The organism is Novosphingobium profundi, assembly GCF_018491765.1.
In the GTDB taxonomy this organism is placed as follows: Bacteria; Pseudomonadota; Alphaproteobacteria; order Sphingomonadales; family Sphingomonadaceae; genus Novosphingobium; species Novosphingobium profundi.
Window position 1 is genome coordinate 1 of sequence record NZ_JABWCU010000002.1, and the last position, 18,241, is coordinate 18,241.

At 66.5% G+C, this 18,241-nt stretch carries 14 protein-coding genes; 4 read left to right on the forward strand and 10 right to left on the reverse strand.

Translation table 11 applies throughout. The annotated features are described in order from the left end of the window. From HT136_RS01850 to HT136_RS01860, 3 genes are all read right to left on the reverse strand, one after another. On the reverse strand, nucleotides 1-274 hold a 274-nt coding region (locus HT136_RS01850; RefSeq protein WP_214197220.1), incomplete at its 3' end, for a hypothetical protein. Then, nucleotides 274-2,358 carry a TonB-dependent siderophore receptor gene (locus tag HT136_RS01855; RefSeq protein WP_214197222.1) on the reverse strand — a complete coding sequence of 695 codons (2,085 nt, stop codon included), beginning with the start codon at nucleotides 2,356-2,358 and terminating at the stop codon, nucleotides 274-276. The genes HT136_RS01855 and HT136_RS01850, both read right to left, overlap by 1 nt. Before the next feature lie 239 nt (nucleotides 2,359-2,597). Continuing rightward, entirely contained in the window at nucleotides 2,598-3,800 is a 1,203-nt protein-coding gene (locus HT136_RS01860) for a TetR/AcrR family transcriptional regulator (protein WP_214197224.1), read from the reverse strand. 167 nt (nucleotides 3,801-3,967) lie between these two features. Here HT136_RS01860 and HT136_RS01865 point away from each other — a divergent pair, with 167 nt between their 5' ends. Continuing rightward, a complete protein-coding gene (locus tag HT136_RS01865; RefSeq protein ID WP_214197227.1) occupies nucleotides 3,968-6,538 on the forward strand; it encodes a TonB-dependent receptor in 2,571 nt (856 codons plus the stop codon). Between the two features lie 20 nt (nucleotides 6,539-6,558). Next, nucleotides 6,559-7,554, forward strand: coding sequence for a 5'/3'-nucleotidase SurE (locus tag HT136_RS01870; RefSeq protein ID WP_214197229.1), 996 nt, complete (start codon nucleotides 6,559-6,561; stop codon nucleotides 7,552-7,554). Between the two features lie 16 nt (nucleotides 7,555-7,570). Here the strand turns inward: HT136_RS01870 and HT136_RS01875 are convergent, their stop codons facing one another. Both HT136_RS01875 and hmuQ read right to left on the reverse strand, forming a co-directional pair. Next, nucleotides 7,571-7,969 carry a group II truncated hemoglobin gene (locus HT136_RS01875; protein ID WP_214197230.1) on the reverse strand — a complete coding sequence of 133 codons (399 nt, stop codon included), beginning with the start codon at nucleotides 7,967-7,969 and terminating at the stop codon, nucleotides 7,571-7,573. Then, entirely contained in the window at nucleotides 7,966-8,295 is a 330-nt protein-coding gene (gene hmuQ, locus HT136_RS01880) for a heme-degrading protein HmuQ (RefSeq protein ID WP_214197232.1), read from the reverse strand. Before hmuQ ends, HT136_RS01875 begins: the two co-directional genes overlap by 4 nt. A gap of 139 nt (nucleotides 8,296-8,434) precedes the next feature. On the opposite strand from hmuQ, the gene HT136_RS01885 reads away from it, so the two are divergent. Both HT136_RS01885 and HT136_RS01890 read left to right on the forward strand, forming a co-directional pair. Further along, a complete protein-coding gene (locus tag HT136_RS01885) occupies nucleotides 8,435-10,075 on the forward strand; it encodes an NAD(P)/FAD-dependent oxidoreductase (RefSeq protein WP_214197451.1) in 1,641 nt (546 codons plus the stop codon). After that, a complete protein-coding gene (locus HT136_RS01890; RefSeq protein ID WP_214197234.1) occupies nucleotides 10,072-11,247 on the forward strand; it encodes a BaiN/RdsA family NAD(P)/FAD-dependent oxidoreductase in 1,176 nt (391 codons plus the stop codon). The genes HT136_RS01885 and HT136_RS01890 overlap by 4 nt, the downstream gene beginning before the upstream one ends. 6 nt (nucleotides 11,248-11,253) lie before the next feature. Here HT136_RS01890 and msrA read toward each other — a convergent pair whose 3' ends face one another. The 5 genes from msrA to HT136_RS01915 form a co-directional block, all read right to left on the reverse strand. Next, nucleotides 11,254-11,946 carry a peptide-methionine (S)-S-oxide reductase MsrA gene (gene msrA / locus HT136_RS01895; protein WP_214197236.1) on the reverse strand — a complete coding sequence of 231 codons (693 nt, stop codon included), beginning with the start codon at nucleotides 11,944-11,946 and terminating at the stop codon, nucleotides 11,254-11,256. Between the two features lie 86 nt (nucleotides 11,947-12,032). Then, nucleotides 12,033-13,778 carry a hypothetical protein gene (locus HT136_RS01900; RefSeq protein WP_214197238.1) on the reverse strand — a complete coding sequence of 582 codons (1,746 nt, stop codon included), beginning with the start codon at nucleotides 13,776-13,778 and terminating at the stop codon, nucleotides 12,033-12,035. Further along, nucleotides 13,775-15,484 (reverse strand): Hsp70 family protein, encoded by a 1,710-nt coding sequence (locus tag HT136_RS01905; protein WP_214197240.1) that lies wholly within the window; start codon nucleotides 15,482-15,484, stop codon nucleotides 13,775-13,777. The genes HT136_RS01900 and HT136_RS01905 overlap by 4 nt, the downstream gene beginning before the upstream one ends. Before the next feature lie 250 nt (nucleotides 15,485-15,734). Beyond that, nucleotides 15,735-16,802: a LacI family DNA-binding transcriptional regulator gene (locus tag HT136_RS01910; protein ID WP_246543271.1), complete on the reverse strand. Its 1,068-nt coding sequence runs from the start codon at nucleotides 16,800-16,802 to the stop codon at nucleotides 15,735-15,737. Nucleotides 16,803-16,850: 48 nt separating this feature from the next. Beyond that, on the reverse strand, nucleotides 16,851-18,185 hold the full coding sequence (locus HT136_RS01915) for an MFS transporter (RefSeq protein ID WP_214197245.1): 1,335 nt from the start codon (nucleotides 18,183-18,185) through the stop codon (nucleotides 16,851-16,853). Nucleotides 18,186-18,241: the final 56 nt, after the last annotated feature.

Here is an 18,241-nt window from a genome sequence, read left to right on the forward strand (position 1 = left end):
GCGGCGCCGGCACGCGCTCGGCGCGCGTGCCGCCCGGCGCCGGGCTGCGCCACCCGGCGAGGGCGAGCAGCGCGAGAGCGCCGGTCGAGGCGAGCGTGCAGCCCACAGCCAATCCCCAGGCCCCATCGCTCGGGAGGACAAGCGCACAGCCGAGCACAAGGGCAGTCCATCCAAGCGCGACCCAGACGCGCGGTCCGCGCCAGCCGAGGCGAAGCAGGACGGGGCCAGCCGCGAACAGGGCAAGTCCCAAGGTCAGCAGTGCGGTTCCCTCCATCAGAAACTGACGCCCAGTGTCGCGCGCCAGGTGCGCGGTGCGTCGTAAAGGCCTTGGGCCCACTGGATGCTTTGCCAGTACTTGGCATTGGTCACGTTGTCGATATTGACCCCGAGCGAGACGTTGCGGGTGAGCGCCAGCCGCGCGAGCAGGTCGACCACCGCGTATTCGTCCTGGTAGGCGCCGTCGTTGGTGACCCGGCTCTGGTAGCGCACCGAGGCGCCGAGGCGCAGGATGTCGAACGCGGGCGGGGTGTAGACGGTGCTGAAGCGGATCGTGTGGCGTGGGATGAAGCTGCGCGCGTCGTTGCCTTGCGCGTCCTCGATATCGACATAGGCGTATCCCCCGGTCACCTGTAGGCCGGGCAGCGGCTGCCCCGAGATGTCGAATTCGACGCCGCGCGAGCTATTGTCGACTTGCGTATAGGCATACTGGCCGGTGACGGTGCTGATCACGCCGTCGGTTTCGGCGACGTTCTGCTGGTCTGTCTTGTAGATCGCGATTGCGGCGTTGAGCTTGCCCTCGAGCCACTCGCCCTTGATGCCCGCCTCGTACGTCTTGCCCTCGAGCGGATCGAGCATCGAGCCGTCCTCGCGCATGTAGATCTGCGGATTGAAGATCGTCGCGTAGCTGGCGTAGGCGGTGAGCGAACCGGTCAGGTCGAGCGTGACGCCGGCGAAAGGCAGGAAGCGCGTCGTCGCGAAGTAGTTGGGCGTCCCGTAGGACTGGCCAACGCGTTCGCTGCGGGTGAGGTTGGCGCCCAGCAACAGCTTGAGCGGTTCGGCCAGCGACAGCCGCAGCGTGCCGTAACCGCCATAGGTCTTGGTGGTGAAGGCGGCCTGCAGGTTGTAGTCGCCGAAGTCGGGGGTCGGGAACGTGCCGCCGAAGGCTTGCTCCTGCGTGAGCGGCAGTCCGATCAGCGCGTCGTCGGTGGCCTCGTATTCCCACAGCTTGGCCTCGCCGTAGTTGGCGCCGAGCACGAGGTCGTGCTGGCGGCCGAAGAGGTTGAACTGGCCGGTCACGTGGGCGTCGAACGTGGTCTCCTCCTCGCGGTCCTTGTAGGCGCCGGGCCAGGAGTAGAGCCCGTCGCCGTTTTCGTCCTGGTTGCCGTAGAGGTAGAACAGCTTGGATTCGAGGTCGCGCACACGCCGGAAGGCGGAGAGCTTGCCCGTCCAGCCGTTGCCAAAATCGTGGGTGACATCGCCGAAAATGTCACGGCTGATCGATTCCCAACTGGTCCAGGGCTGCGCGGTCGTGGTCGAGCGCGCGTAACTCATCATGTTGCCCTCGGCATCGAGGAAAGGCACACCGCCCCAAGTGACGCCGCGCGGATCGCTTTCCTGCCACGAATAACCCACGGTGGCGACGGTGTCGGGGCCAAGATCGGCGGAAACGGTACCGTAAAGTGTCATGCGCGATTCGTGGTAGAAGTCGAGGTGGCTATCGCCGTCCACGTAGGAGCCCACGAAGCGGGCGCGCAGCGAGCCGCTCTCGGTCAGCGCGGCGTTCACGTCGACGTCGCCGCGCACGTTGTCGTACGAGCCGTAGGAGAGGCTGGCGTGGCCACCCGTCTCGGTTCCGGCGCGCTTGCGCACGAAGTTGACGGTCGCGGACGGATTGCCGGTCAGCGAGGTGAGGCCGGTCGAGCCACGCACCACCTCGACGCGCTCGTAGGTCGCGGTGTCGACCGCGCCCACCTGCAGGCCATAGGGCAGTTGCTGGCCGATGCCGTCGAACTGGAAGTTGACGATGTCGAAGCCGCGCGCGTTGTAATACGTGCGCGTGGTCTCGGCACGCTCGACGTTCACGCCCGGGGTCATGAGCAGGACGTCGTTGATCGTGTCGAGGTTGAAGTCCTCGATCTGCGCGCGGGTGATGGTGGTCGTCGATTGCGGCGTCTCGCGCAGCGAGAGGTCGAGCCGGCTCGAGGTCGACTGGCCGGTGACGGTGTAGTCGTCGGGGATGGCTCCGGTGACGATGATCCGGTCATCCGGCGCGTCACTTTTGGCATCGGCTTCGGCGAGCGCGGGATGGCTGGCGAGCATGGCGGCCGCAGCAAGCGCCGCGAGCGCGGTTCCGCGCATCAAGCTGCCCTGCGTGAAGCTCCGGTTTGCCGATAGGAACCCACGTCCTCGTGCACTTCGGATTGCCCCCCTGGATGCGACCATCATTTGCCTTTCTTGAATATGCGAGTCATTCGCATTAACAATATAGGCGCGACGTAGCAGGCATGTTCGGTTTGTCAACAGGACGCGGCAGGGCGCGATGCGCCGCGCACGTGCAGCTGGTTGAACGTGCGGGCGTCGGGACGGGACGTGGCGTCCTATCGGGGGCGCAGGAGTGCGAGCAGTTCCTGGTACTCGGACTTGATCTGATCGGCCTTCCCGTCGGACAGGTTCAGCGAATGAACGCGGATCTGGGCCATGCCGAATGCGGAGAAGAGCGCGCCTTCGGTTGGTGTTACCACGCGGCTGTCGCCTAGCAGGGACTGGAGCATGCCGAACCCCGTGCGGCCGCGCAAATAGCGTAACTGGCGGCCGAAGCGCTCGAGGCCGCGATCTCGGGCTACCGCGAGGAACAGCTCGTTGCGCGCCCTTTCGCTCGCGGCCAGGAGGATCGAATCGGCGACCGCGCCGACGCGGGTGTCGGTCGGTGCGTTCCCCGGACCGGCGCTCATCCGCTCGACCATGCCGAGGTAGACGCCTTCGAAGGCCGCGCCCAGGAGGTCGGACTTGGTGCGGAACTTGTGCGACACGGTGCCGAGCGTCACCCCCGCATGCCGGGCGACGAGTCGGTGAGTGAGGTGCGTGCTGCCGGCGTTGCCCAGCAGCTTTGCGGCCTCGGCGACGATGCGCGCGGCCACTTCGTCACGCTCGGGCAGGCTTGGCTGGGTCGCGATTGCGATTGCGCGGGCGTGGTCGCGCCAGGGCGTAGGGGGAGGGCTGGTGCCGGTCAGCCAGCTCCCCAGCACCTGCGCGAATTCACCGAGGCCGGCGCGGTCGACGGTGCGGCGCCAGCGGATGAGATGCAGGAGGCTTTCGCTGTCGAAGACTCGTTCGACAACGATCCGCCCTTGTTCGATCTGAAAGTGATCGCAGGCTCGGGACCAGAAATCGCTCCACAGCCTCTGCCATTGCAGGACGCGGGCGTGGAGTGCCTCGCTGCGTTCGGCGTGGAGTTCGCCTTCGCGCCAGGCGAAGGCCAGTTCGCGCTGGGTCTCGCACCAGTCGTCGATGACGTAGGCGAAAAAGGGGGCGAACGCCTCGCGGTTGCGGGGGTAGTCGTCGAGGTGGTCGAACTGCCGGTCGCACCACGCGCGCGCGCGGGCGATCGCTGTGTCCTGACTGATCGACAACAAGTGTTCCAGAGAGCCGAAGTGGTGGTAGATCGACGAGACGGGGATCATTGCAGCCGCGCTGATCCGACGTGCGGAAATTCCAGTGGAGCCATGGGTTTGCCACTGGTTTAGTACGGCCGAGATGAGGTGTTCGGGCGTTGAGCGGGCGTAATTTGCGATATCGTCCATCTGTCCTGGCCTGTTCGGCGCGTTTGCTGGGTCTAGCAAGCGCACAGGGCGATTGCGAGTGACTTTGCGTCCGGCGAAGCTGTCATCGAGCGGGCATCAAACCGTCACGGGGGGTACATACAAACGTTCTAGTCGCGCCTTCGGTTCACAGACAGGGGGCACCTTTCATGACAACTCAGGCTCAGTTCCTGCTTCGCTCGACGGCCTTGTGTGGAGTGGCGATCGGCATGCTCTTCCAGGCCGGGGCGGCTTGCGCGGAGGAGGTCGGCGACGGCGCAACCGCATCCGCATCCGTCGCGGAGGACGCTTCGACGCCAGCGGGCGAGATCGTGGTCACCGGTTCGATCGTGGCCGCGCAGCAGGCCTCGCTCGAAGCCAAGCGGATCGCGGTCAACATGACCGACATCGCTTCGGCGGACGCGGCGGCACGTTTCCCCGATCAGAACGCGGCTGCGGCCCTCGCGCGTCTGCCTGGCGTCGCGGTCCAGCGCGACCAGGGGCAGGAGCGCTACATCCAGGTGCGCGGGGCGCCCAATCGCTGGACTTCGGTGTCGATCGACGGGGTGCCGATGGTGGGCGTCGACGAGGGCGGCGACACGCGGGCGTTCCGCTTCGACGCGATCCCCGCGGTGATGCTTTCGGAAATGGTCATCAACAAGTCGCTGACCTCGGACCTGCAGGCCGATGCCATCGTTGCGACGATCGACCTCAAGACCTATTCGCCGCTCGAGAGGCAGGGTTTCCACGTCGACGGAGGCCTCGGCTACGGCGTCATGGATCATGGCGGCGGGCAACAGCGGCAGGGTTCGGTGCGCCTGTCGTGGTCGAACGAGACTTTTGGCATGGTGCTCGGCGCCTCGCATTACTTGCGCGACCAGGTCACCGACAACCGCGAGGCCTCCTACGACGAAGCAAGCGGCGCGGCGACCAGCTATTCGGTGCGCAACTACAAGCTGGAGCGCTGGAACAACGGTCTGTTCGGCGGGCTCGAGTGGAGTCCCGAGGCGGGGCAGAAGCTCTATGCCAAGGTGATCTGGTCCGAATTCGCCGATAACGAGGAGCGCAACCAGTACGACTTTGGCGTCAGCGGCGACACCGTCACCTCGCTGCGCGGTTCGTTCAACGACGGCAAGTACCGCAACCGCAACACGATCGCGATGCTGGGCGGCGACTATGACGACTTCGACGGCCTCACTGCGAGCGTCAAGCTGAACTACGCAAGGACGGTCAACACCACCGATCTGCCTCTGATCATGGCAAGCGCGAGCACCCTTCCCGAACTCACGTACACCGCCGATGATCCGCGCTTCCCGATCTTCACCGACGCGGGGGGCAGCTTCGACCAGGCGGACCTGTCGCAGACGGGCACGATCCTGCTGCCGCTCAAGCAGCGCACGCAGTCGGACAGCTACACGATCAAGGCGGACCTGGCCAAGGTGATGGGGGACCTGACGCTTGCCGCCGGGCTGCTCTACGCCGACCGCGACATCGCGGGCAACACGCTGTCGAGCAGCAAGTATGTCTATCTCGGCGCTTATGGCGAGGCGGTGGGCCAGCCCTTCGACATCAACAGCTACATCACCGGCAAGGCCTGGGACACGAGCTATCCGCTGGGCCTTTCGCTGAACTACGTCGACAACACGGCCATGCGCCGCGATGCCCAGAGCCTGCTGTCGACGCTCGAAGGCGCCGGGCTCTACGATCCCTCGACCGACATCGATCCGACCACCCGCTATACGCAGCGCGAGCGCACGCTGGCGGGTTACCTCATGGGCAAGCTCGAGGTGGGGCCGCTGACCCTGGTCGGTGGCCTCAGGGTCGAGGACTACGCGATGGACAACGCAGGCCAGCTCTACGATGGCACGGACTACAGCGCGCGCAATTATTCGACCCACACCACCGATTTCTTCCCCTCGCTCAATCTGCGCTACGAGGCTTCGGACGACGTCGTGCTGCGCCTTGCCGGGCAGCGCGGTATCTCGCGCCCGGCCTACGGGGCCGTGCGTGTGGGCGCCTCGATTAGCGACACCGCCACACCGGGCACGATCTCGGGTGGCAATCCGCTGCTCAAGCCCGAATACACCTGGGGGCTCGATGCGAGCGCGGAATGGTATCTGCCGGGCAACGGCATGCTGGCCCTCGGCGCATTTTACCGCTGGGTCGACAACGTGCTCTACGGCGCGCAGGAGACGGTCAATTCGCACTTCTACGACAGCGCCGGGGTCGACCGCTCGGGCTACTTGTTCGAGGGCACTTACAACGGCCGTAGCGGCAAGCTCTACGGGGTGGAACTGAACGCGCTCAAGCAGTTCGACTTCCTGCCGGGCGCGCTGTCGGGGCTGGGCGTGCAGGGCAACCTGACGCTCCTCGACGGTGATTTCACCGCGCTCGACGACGATGGCGAGGTGGCCACTTACGATTTTCAGGGCATGTCCAGGACGATCGTCAACGCCTCGGTGTTTTACGAGAAATACGGCGTGTCGGCCCGCGTCAGCTACCAGTGGCGCACGCACTGGCTCGACACGCTGGGCGGCCTTGGCAGCGGGGAATACCGCCAGGGCTACGGCAATCTCGACGTGGCCTTGCGCTACGCCGTGAACGAGACCTTCACGCTCTACGCCGATCTCTCGAACCTCACCAACGAGACTTATGTCGCTTATGCCGGGACGAGCGCCACGCCGACCGAAGTCGAGCGGATCGGTGCGCGCTACCTCTTCGGCCTGCGCTTCAACTTCTGACCTTATCCGGAGGAAATTGCATGAAGAAATCTGTCCGTGCGGGCCTTACGCTCGCGCTGTCCGTGGCGGCGTTCGCCAGCCAGGCCGAGGCGCGCACGATCGTCGTTACCAACGACGACGGCCTCACCAGCAACGTGGTTGCGCTCTACAAGGCGCTGAAGGCGCAAGGGCACGACGTGATCGTCTCGGTCCCGTGCGACAACCAGAGCGGGATGGGGGCCGCGATCAAGGTCGCGCAGCCGCTCGCGCCGCTTGCCCGGGCGTGCCGTTCGGGCGCCGCCCCGGTGGGGGCACCCGGCGCGGGCGCGATGCAGCGCGAGGGCATCCCGACGGCGGACTTCCACTATGTCGACGGGACGCCGGTCATGGCCATGCTCTACGGCGTCGAGGTGCTGGGGGCAGCGCGCTGGGGCAAGGCGCCCGACCTCGTGCTCTCAGGGCCCAACGAGGGGCAGAACGTGGGGGCGGCGATCATGGGCTCGGGCACGGTGAGTGCGGCGCAGATGGCCGCGGTGAACGGCATTCCCGCGATTGCGCTGAGCGCCGGCATGCGCACGGTGGACGACAAGGGCCTTGCCAATCCGGCCTCGGCCAAAGTTGCCGCGCTCTCGGCCGATCTTGTCGCACGGCTCGATGCGCTGGCGGGCGCGGCGCGCATCCTGCCTCGGGGCCTCGCGCTCAACGTCAATTTCCCCGACGCGCTCGACGGCGCGAAGTGGGAGGCGACGCGACTGGGAACCTACCAGGCCTACGACATGCGCTTCGTCGACGACATGGCGCGGGACGCCTCGCCGATGATGAAGGGCATGGCCAAGGAATATGGCATGCAATTGCCGCATCTGCCCGGCCTTTCGTTCGGGATGAACGCTGCCGCGCCCGCACCCGGGCAGGAGCACGACGAGGGCGTCGTCTACCGCCGCGCGATCGCGGTCAGCCCGATGCAGGCCGGCTTCGAGCCGGTTGCACTCGAGGGCTACGGCCAGTGGCTGGTGAACGTCCTCGAGGCGAAACGCTGAAGCGCGGGCGGCGCGGTCAGGCGGGCGCGTCGGCGGTGTTGCGCATCCAGTCGGCGAGCTTGGCCATGGCCGCGCGGATCGCCTCGCGGGCATCCGCATCGGCGATGCATTCGTCGAGCGCGCCCTCCATGCACCACATCCAGTCGTCGCGCGCCTGGCTGTCGATGCGCACCTGCATGTGGCGCATGCGCATGCGCGGGTGGCCTTTCTCGCTCGAATAGAGCGGGGGGCCGCCGAGCCACTCGGTCAGATAGTTCTGGAGCATGAGCGTGGTGTGCGAAAGGTCCTGCGGGTGCAGCGCCCGCAGACTGCGCGCTTCCTCGCAGGTGTCCATGCGGTGGTAGAAGCGCTCGACGAGCCGGTCGAGGGCCTCCTTGCCGCCCGCGCGCGCGATCAGGGGCTCGAGCTCGCTCATGCGGCCTCGCTCGGGGCGGGGACGCTATGGATCGCCTCGAAGCCTTCGAAACGCGGTGGGCCGAGGTAGCGGGGCTTGGCGCTGCCCGCCTGTGCATGCGCCTTGCGGAAGGCCTCGCTCTGGGTCCAGGCCTCGAAATCGGCCTTGGTCGCCCAGATCGTGTGCGAGGCGTAGAGCGTGTGGTCTTCCGCCTCGGGGCCGCGCAGCAGGTGGAAGCCGCCGAAGCCGGGCACTTCGTCGAGGTAGGACTTGCGGGTCTTCCAGAGTGTCTCGAAGGCCTCTTCCTCGCCCTTGGCCACCTGGAAACGGTTCATCGCGATGAACATGGGTCTCACTCCTTCTCTTGCGGGTTTCATACAGGATGGCCCCGGGAGCGGGAAGGGGACAGGATGTCCCGTCCATCGCAATCTGTGCCGGAGCAATCTGGGCATGGTACAGCGCGCCGTTCGCAGCTATGGCGGCGCGATGATCCGACTTTCCGACCTTGCCCTCCCGCTCGACCATGCAAGCGAGGACCTCGAGGCCGCCGCCGTGGAGCGCCTCGGCCTGGCGCCCGGCCAGCTCCAGCGCATGAGCGTCGCGCGGCGCGGCAACGATGCGCGCCGCAAGAGCGCCATCAAGCTCGTCTACACGCTCGACCTGGTGGTCGATGACGAGGCGGGCGTGCTCGCGCGCTTTGCGGACGATCCGCATGTGCGCCCAACCCCGGACACCAGCTACAAGTTCGTCACCCGCGCCCCCGAGGGATATGCAGGCCCGCGCCCGGTGGTCATCGGGGCTGGGCCCTGTGGCCTGCTGGCCGCGCTGGTCCTCGCGCAGATGGGCTTCAAGCCGATCATCATAGAGCGTGGCAAGGCCGTGCGCGAACGCACCAAGGACACCTGGGGGCTCTGGCGCAAGTCGGTGCTCGACACCGAGAGCAACGTCCAGTTCGGCGAGGGCGGGGCAGGCACGTTCTCCGACGGCAAGCTCTACTCGCGCATCAAGGACAGCCGCCACCTGGGGCGCAAGGTCCTCACCGAATTCGTCAAGGCGGGCGCGCCCGACGACATCCTCACCGAAGCGCATCCGCACATCGGCACCTTCCGCCTCGTCACCATGGTGATCGCCATGCGCGAGACGATCGAGGCGCTGGGCGGCGAATACCGCTTTGGCACGCGGGTCGACGATTTCGAACTGGAGACGGGTGCCGACGGCGAACAGAAGCTCACCGGCCTGCACCTTTCCAACGGCGAATTCCTGCCCGCCAGCCACGTGATCCTGGCGGTCGGCCATTCGGCGCGCGACACGTTCGAGGCGCTGGTCAAGGCGGGGGTCTTCGTCGAGGCCAAGCCCTTCGCGATCGGCGTGCGGATCGAGCACCCCCAAGGCTGGATCGACACCGCGCGCTATGGTCCCAATGCGGGCAACAAGATCCTGGGCGCGGCGGCCTATGCGCTTTCGCACAAGTGCACGAACGGGCGCACGGTCTATTCGTTCTGCATGTGCCCGGGCGGGCGCGTGGTGGCCGCGACTTCGGAAGAGGGGCGCGTCGTCACCAACGGCATGAGCCAGTATTCGCGCGCGGAATTCAACGCCAATTCGGGGCTCGTCGTCGACATCAGCCCCGAGCGTGACTTTCCCGGAGACGTGCTCGCGGGCATGCGCCTGCAGCGCCATCTCGAGGAACTTGCCTTCAAGGCGGGCGGCTCGAACTACAAGGCGCCGGGCCAGAAGCTGGGGGATTTCCTCGAGGGCAAGCCGTCCAGCGAGTTCGGCGTGGTCACTCCGAGCTACCAGCCCGGGGTCCACCTGACGGATCTGGCCGAATGCCTGCCCGACTTCGTGATCGAGGCCCTGCGCGAGGCGCTGCCCGTGTTCGGGCGGCAGGTGCCCGGCTACGACCATCCCGACGTGGTGATGACCGGCGTCGAGACGCGGACCTCCTCGCCCGTGCGCATCACGCGCGGGCGCGACTTCCACAGCCTCAACACGCGCGGGCTCTACCCGGCGGGCGAGGGCGCGGGCTATGCGGGCGGCATTCTTTCGGCGGCGGTCGACGGCATCCGCGTCGCCGAAGCGCTGGCGCTCGACCTCGTCCCGGCAGAGGCGACCCGGGCCTCGTGAGCGAGACGTACGATGCGATCGTGCTCGGCGCGGGTGCGGCGGGGCTGTTCTGCGCGCGCGTGGCGGGGCTTCGTGGCAAGCGCGTGCTCGTGCTCGATCATGCCGAGAAGCCCGGCAAGAAGATCCTGATCTCGGGCGGCGGCCGCTGCAACTTCACCAATATCGACACGCTTCCCGAGCGTTACCTGTCGAACAACAAGCACTTTGCGAAGTCGGCGCTGAGCCGCTTCACCCCGCGCGACTTTCTCGATCTGGTCGAAGCCCACGGCATCGCCTGGCACGAGAAGACGCTGGGCCAGTTGTTCTGCGATGGCCGCGCGACCCAGATCGTCGACATGCTGCTGGAGGAATGCGCACGCGGCGACGTCACCATTCACTGCGGCGATGCGATCGCTGGGGTGGAGCATGGCGAGGCGGGTTACACCGTGCGTTTCGGCGCGCGTGTGGCGCAGGCCCCGGCCCTGGTGGTGGCGACCGGTGGGCCCTCGATCCCCAAGATGGGGGCGACCGGGTTCGCCTACGATCTGGCGCGCCAGTTCGGCCTCAAGGTGGTGCAGCCGCGCCCGGCGCTGGTACCGCTGACACTGCCGGCCGAAGAGACGCTGTTCCGCGAGTTGTCGGGGGTCGCGACCGAGGTCGTCGCGTCCTGCGGCAAGGCGGCGTTCCGCGAGGCCGCGTTGTTCACCCACCGGGGGCTGTCGGGCCCCGCGATCCTCCAGATTTCCAGCTACTGGCAGCGCGGTGACACCGTGTTCATCGACTTTCTGCCGGATCGCGAGGGCGGTTGGCTGACCGCGGCCAAGCGCGCTCGCCCGCGCGCCGCCTTGCGCACGGTGCTGGGCGAGGCGCTGCCCGACCGGCTGGCCGAGGCACTGGCCGCGCGGCTCGAACTGACCGGAGAGATGGGCAATCTCTCCGACAAGGCGCTGAACGCGGCAGAGGCCCGGCTGGCGCGCTGGTCTTTCGTCCCCGATGGTTCGGAAGGCTTTGCCAAGGCCGAAGTGACCTCGGGCGGGATCGATACCGCCGGGCTTTCGTCCAAGACGATGGAAGCGCGCAAGGTCCCCGGTTTCTACGCCATCGGCGAGGCGGTCGACGTGACCGGGTGGCTGGGCGGTTACAACTTCCAGTGGGCCTGGGCGAGCGGCTTTGCCGCCGGCGAAGCGCTCTAGGCGCGATCAGGGGCGATAGAGCTTGGGAAAGCTGGCCTTGAGGTGCGCCACCTTGGGTGCGTCCCAGCGCACGATATAGGCGTTGCGCGGATTCTTGCGGGCGAAGTCCTGGTGGTAGTCTTCGGCTGGGAAGAACATTCCGTTCTCCAGCTTGGTGGCAATCGGCCTGGGAAAGGCCTTCGCGGCATCGAGCTGGGCTATGTAGTCGTGCGCGATGCGGCGTTGCTGCTCGGTTTGCGGGAAGATCGCCGAACGGTAGCTGGGGCCGATGTCGGGGGTCTGGCGGTTCACTTGCGTGGGATCGTGTGCCACTGCGAAGAACACTTCGAGAAGCTGGGCGTAGCGCACGTGCGCGGGGTCATAGACAATCCGGACCGCCTCGGCGTGACGTGTGCGTTCGCGCGAGACATCGGCGTAGTTGGCGCTCTGGCGCGTGCCGCCGGCGTAACCGGTCGTGACCGTCTTCACCCCGCGCACATGTTCGAAGACCGCTTCGATGCCCCAGAAGCAGCCACCGGCGAAGACCGCCGTCTGCATGCCGCGCGGTGCCGCTTCGGTGACCCGCGCGGAAGGTATGTCGCGGGCCTGGGCCTGCGGCGGAGCGGAAAGGTCGCTGACGAGGAAGCCGGCCGCGCACAAGGTGGCCGCGCCGAGCGCGCCGGCTAGGCGTGTGAAGCGCCGTGGACGATTGTCTCGCATCGCGCAATTCTCCCGTGATCCTGCCTATCGCGAGGCAGGTGATACGGGCCATTCTACCTCGCTTACCTGAATGCAGGCAAAAGCAATCAGAGCGAGCGCAGGATTGCCGTTCGCTGGGCGGCGTCACCATCCCAGTCGAGCGCGACTTCAAGCAGGATCAGCGAGACGGTGCAGCGCACCGCTTCGGGGCCTTCGTCCTGCAAGGCGGCGCGCACGGTGGTTTCGGGCAGGCCGGTCGATTCCAGAACCTGGGTCACGAGCGCTCCGGGGATGTGGATGGTGGCATCGTTGTTCGCGGCGTCGTCGTTGGGGAGCGGAAGGCTGGCGAGGCGGGCCGCGGCTTCGCGTTCGCGCGTGCGCAAGCCGGGCGAGACGCCGGTCGTATCGGGAAGCTGCGCGGTGTTGAGCGCGGAGAGGCAGGCCGCCGGACTGTCGTTGCGCGCCGCGCGCAACTGGTCGAGCCGCAATCGGCCCAATTCCTCTAGGGGGGCGCCCGAGAGAGTGCGCCCCTTGAGGTAGGTGGCCTGGCGCACGAAATTGGCCACGAGGCGCTGCACTTGCGTCTCCCCCTTGCCCGACTGCAGGGCATCGCGCACGCGGATCACGATGGTTTCGCCCAGCACGGGGTCGCGTGCCCAGAGCCAGTCCAGATCGTGCCCCTTGCCGAAGCTGTCCGCGACCGCAGCGTCTATCGCCGCGCCAAGGACCTTCGGGTCGGGCGCTTCGTCGGAAAGTTCGATCCGGGTCCCGTCGGGCGTCTGGAAGCTGCGCGGACCGAAGGGCCAGGAGACGCCCAGCAGGTGCAGCAGGAGCAGCAGCCAGCACAGGCCGAGCACGATACGCGGCCAGAGCACAGGCTTGTTCCAGGATTCGATTCGGGCGGGATCGAGTTCCTCTTCGACGTGGGGGAAGTTGGCCCGGATCCCGGAGAGCACGAACTGGACATCCTCGCGCGAGGCACGCAGGCCGCGAAAGGGACCGGCGGGACCTGTCCGATTCAGTTCGCGCCAGGCACGGTGATAGCGGTGCGCGGGGTCCTGCACTTTGCTGCGGAAACGCTCGGCGCGCACCTGGGCTCCGATGAAGCGGACAGGTGGGCGCGCGTCGAAACGGTGCCACTCGTCCTGCCAAGAAAAGGCCCGGGTCGCCTGTTCGAGCAAGGGCGCCGAGCGAGGCCAGTTGCCCGCGAGAAGTCCGGCCAGCCAGTTCTCGACTTGCTCCTGGCGCGAAATGTCGGCGGAGCGGGCGTCCTCGATAACCGCGGCGAGTGCGCGCGACGCGACGATCCGGGCGGGCTCCTCGAGGTGCGGGGCGCTGTCCTCGGTGAGCACCGACTCGAGGCGTTCGAAGGGTGATTGCCCCGGGATCAGGCCGAGGGCGGCCTCGATCTCGCCGTAGCCGAGCAGGGTCGGGGCCGAAAGGCTCTGGTTCGCGTCCAGTTCCAGGGTCGCGCCGACACCCGGTTCGGAAGGGCGGTCGGGAAAGACAGTGCCGAAACTGGGGCCGTGGCCATCTTCGTGGCGCAGGGCGGAGACCCGCACCGAACCTTCGGAAAGACTGCGTGACAAGCGCGGAGCCGCAAGCGGCCAAGCTGGACCCGAATGGCCTTCGGGCACTGCCGATGCCTCGGGCGAGCCCGCGTCGGGACGGGCGTCTTCCTCAAGCCTGGCGTGCTGAAGGGCAAGATCGCGCGCATTGCGCAGGCGTGCGTACCCCTCGACATCGGCGTCGAGATCCATCGCCTTGATCGCGTCGGCATAGGCCTTGCGGATGGCCCTGCGGTCGCCGGTCGGTGCGATCTGGAGCACCGACCAGGGGAAGCGGTCGGTCATAGCGGGCCGCTAGTCTCGATCCCGTCGAGATTGGCGCTCAAGCGGTCGCGTGCCTCGCGGATCACATGCGGGTCCTGCGTATCGAGCGCGCCCGCAAAGTGGGTGATCCAGCGGCCGATGGCGTGGCGCATGGCGCCGATATGGTCTTCGTAGCAGCGTTCGGCGCGGGCGATGAGCGCCTGGTTCTGCATTTCCTCGCGCGGGTGAAGCTTGAGTTCGGCAAGCCGCGCCCGGCGTGCCTCCAGGTCCTCGGGGCCAGCTCGATCCTCTTCCTCGACGAGGACGAGGTTGTGGCGGCTGTCGTCGAGCGGAATGTGGACGTCGACTTCGAGAAGTCCCGAACTGTCATAGGAGAAGCGCACCTCGACATCGACTTCGCCCGCCGGGCGGGACGGTACCGGCACCCGGATCTCGCCCAGCCGGATGTTGCGCACGACCTCGCGTGCCTCGCCCTGGTATATCCCGAATTCGATTTGCGTCTGTCCATCGGAAAGCGTCGAATAGGATTGGACCCGGCTGACCGGGACCGGCGTGTTGCGTTCGATGATCGGCGAGAACAGGCCGCGCTGGAGCCCGCCGTGGGCGTCGGGCTCGGCCACTTCGACGCCCAGCGTGTAGGGGCACACGTCGGTGATGCGGATTTCCTCGAGGGCCGCGTCGCGACCGGCAAGGCCGGCCTGGATCGCGGCGCCCAGCGCGACCGCGTGATCGGGATGCACGGTGGCGTTCGGGAAACGCCCGAAGAGGCGGGTGATAGCCTTGCGCACGACGGGCATGCGCGTGGCGCCGCCGACCAGGACGATCTCGGAAAGCTCTGCGGCCTCGATCGCGCTGTCGCGAAGCGCGCGCACGATCGGATCGCGCAAGCGGTCGAGCAGCGGGGCGCAGGCGGCTTCGAATTCGTCCTGCCCGACAAGGGTGGAGAGGCGGGTTTCTTCGTCGAGCGTGACGAAGAACTCGGCCTCATTGGACAGGCTGAGCGCTTCGCGGCAGCGGCGTGCCGCGCGCAGCAGCAGGGTGTCCCTGCGCGCGGGAGCAAGGGCGGCGAGCCGTTTGTCCGGGTCGAGGCGTTCGCGCACCAGGCTTGCCAGCGCCGTGTCGAAGTCATCGCCGCCGAGCCGATTGTCGCCGGCCGAGGCACGTACCTCGACGATGCCGTCGAACATCTCGACAATCGAGACATCGAAGGTCCCTCCGCCGAGGTCGAAGACGAGGAAGGGCTCGCGATCACCCTTGTCCTGAAGGCCAAAGGCGAGCGCGGCGGCGGTCGGCTCATTGATCAGTCGGCGCACGGTGAGCCCGGCGAGCTCGCCCGCCTGGCGGGTCGCCTTGCGCTGGCGGTCGTTGAAGTAGGCGGGCACCGTGATCACCGCCTCGGCCGGCTTGCATCCAGTCAGCGATTCGACGTCGCGCACGAGGGCGGAAAGGACCAGGGCGGACAAGTCCTCGGCCTGAAAATCGCGACCGGCGAGCGAGAACACCGTGCGCGATCCCATCGCGCGCTTGAAGCTCGTCGCGGTATCGCCTGGATGCGTTGCGCGGCGATCGAGCGCCGAAGTGCCGATCCAGTTGTGGCCGTCCTCGTCGAGGCTGATGGCCGACGGGGTCAGGACTTCCCCGCTAGCGGCGGGGACGAGTCGGGCCTCGCCGTCCTGCCAGATCGCAACGGCACTGTTGGTCGTTCCCAGGTCAATTCCGATCAGCATTCGACTTCGCACATGGTTGCCGACAATTCCTGCAGCTTACGATCCAGCCGAACCGGACGGGAAGGCGTCGGCGCGGGCACTCGGCGGAGTTCTAGCGGCCGTGCAGCGTAACAGGAAGCCGTACCCGAACAGTTGTGCATGTGCGCCGTTCGAGTGTCACACACAAGCAACGTCGCAAGGAACCCGCCGCTAGCTCGCCATCGCTCGAAGAACTTCGGCGCGCCGGCGTGCGCCGGGCTTACTTAACAAACTAACGAGTGGATTCGCGTATGACGAGCGTGGGCTTCATGATGGCGCTCTCGCACGCATCCCCGTTGATTCGGGCCTTGAGCTTTTCGACCATCAGGCGTGCACCTTCCTGGATCTCCTGCCGGATCGTGGAAAGCGGAGGGAAGGTCTGCGCGGCGATGGGCAAGTCGTCGAAGCCGATGACCTGCACTTCATCGGGCACGCGGTGACCATTCTCGAACAGGACACGCAAGGCGGCCATCGCAATCAGGTCCGAGCCTGCAACGATGCCGTCGAATTCGATACCGCTACCATAACCGAGCGCGGCGGAAACCTCTTCGGCCAGCTGTTCCGGCGCCATGTGGACGGGGAGATGCGTGACGGTAAGCCCGGCGGCCTTGGCTGCCGCCATCGTGCCTTCGAATCGCTTGGCGATCTCAACCCCGGCCGTGCCGCCCAGGAACGCGATGCGCCGAGCGCCGCTTTCGATCAGCTTTTCGGTGGCGCGCTTGCCGCCCGCGAAGTTGTCGGTCCCCACGGCGCAATGGATCTGGCCGGGACGATACTGGCCCCAGACCACCATCGGGCGGTAATGGGCGGCAACGCGTTCGATATTGGCGAACTGATCCGACTGGCCCACGACGATGACGCCATCGACCATGCCCGAACCGGTCATGCGTTCGAGCCAGTCGCTCGAGTCGTCGGGAATCGCGCGGCTGAGCATGAGGTCGTAGCCGCTTTCGGTAAGTTCATCGGCGAGTGCGCCGAGCAGGGTCAGGAAAAAGGGGTCGGAGATATGCTGGCGCTTGTCGTGGCCAAGCGGGATGACGACACCGATCACGCCGGTGCGTCGGGATCGCAGCTTGCTGGCCATCTGGTTCGGGCGGAAGCCGTGCTTGCGCGCCAGAGCCTGAATACGCTCGCGCGTTTCGACGTTGACCAGCGACTTGCCTGCAAGTGCGCGCGAGACAGTACCGGCCGAAACGCCCGCAAGACGAGCTAGATCAGCGAGAGTACGAATCTCGATCTCATCCGAGAAGTCAGCCGCCGATAGATCGACGTCTGCTTCGCTCCTAAGTTTTTCCACCATCGTGGACATTCCTAGCACCCAATTGGTCAGTCGGATAGATACTTCGTATCATCCGTTGCGATTGCGACGCAGAAAAAGCTTTGTTCTTCCGTCCGCTAGCGGAAGGGTCGCGCAAGCGGCGAGAAGAAGCAGGCCACCAGCGAAGACGAGTACCCGCGAGGGGTCCCGAAAAAGCACGTAAGAATAAAGAATTGGTAGGGTCGTCGATTCCAAAAGCATCGGTATGACAATGAATAGATTGAAAATTCCCATGTACGTTCCGGTGCTCTGGGCCGGGAGCGACGGGGCAAGCAGGCCGTGGTTGTTGCCCATCATGGCAGCCCAGCCGATGCCGATGCCGATCATCGCGATCATGAGCGCATGAGGGGATGGCGCGTAGGGAATCGCGATCATGGAAAGCCCCGCGAGAGCAAGGCACAAGGCGTGTAGCGAGTGAAGGTGCAGGAGGCGCGCAAGCGGGATCATCGCTAGCGCGGCAAGGAAGGCGACGAAATTGTAGCCGGCTCCCAGTTGCTGGGCGGTCAGGATAGCCTCGCGATAGGCCGGGCTATCTGGGCGTGCGCCGTCGAATCGGCTGCGCGCAACGACCTCGGTGAAATACTGCCAGAATGCGAACATCGCATACCACTGGCACAGCATTGGCAAGGCCAGGCGGCGCATGGCCGGGGGCATGTTGCACAGGGCCGGTCCCAGTTCACGCAAGGGGTTGCGACCAGGAGGGTGAGCGCGCTCCTGTTCGGCACGCTGTTCGGCGGAAAGCGGGCCTTCGCGCACCCGAACCAACGAATAGAGGATCGTTGTGAGAGTGAGGAGCGCACCGGAGGCGAAGGCGACCCGCACGATCACGGGAATGCCGTTGGCGTCAGTACTCTGGCGATCGATCAGCGCGGCCAGGAGCCAGGGCAGGACATGGGCCAGGGTCTGGGCAAGACCGGTAAACGCGCTCTGGACGAGGAAGCCGGACGCTCGCTCGGGCGGTGCGAGACGATCGGCGATGGAGGCACGGTAGGGTTCGAGCATCAGGTTGTTGGCGATATCGAGCAACCACACGAGCGCCACCGCGACCCACAGCGCAGGCGCCAGGGGCATCGCCAGCAGGCTAGCCGTGGCAAGCAGGGCGCCGGTCAGGAGGTAGGGGGTGCGCCGACCGAACCGCGAATGGGTGCGGTCGCTGAGCGTGCCGACGATGGGCTGGACGACGAGACCGGTAACAGGCCCGGCAAGCCAGAGCAGGGGCAGGGTAGCGTCGCTGGCGCCCAGGGTCCGGAAGATCGGGCTGGAATTGGCGATGACGAGGCCGAAGCTGAGTTGCAGGCCGAAGAACCCGACGTTCAACTCTGCGATGCGTAACAGCGTCAGACGCGGCTTCTCCATCCTCGACATGGCCCCTCCCGTAGTGCGGGGCCTTTCGGGACGAATGTCCTGGTCCCCCTGACGGC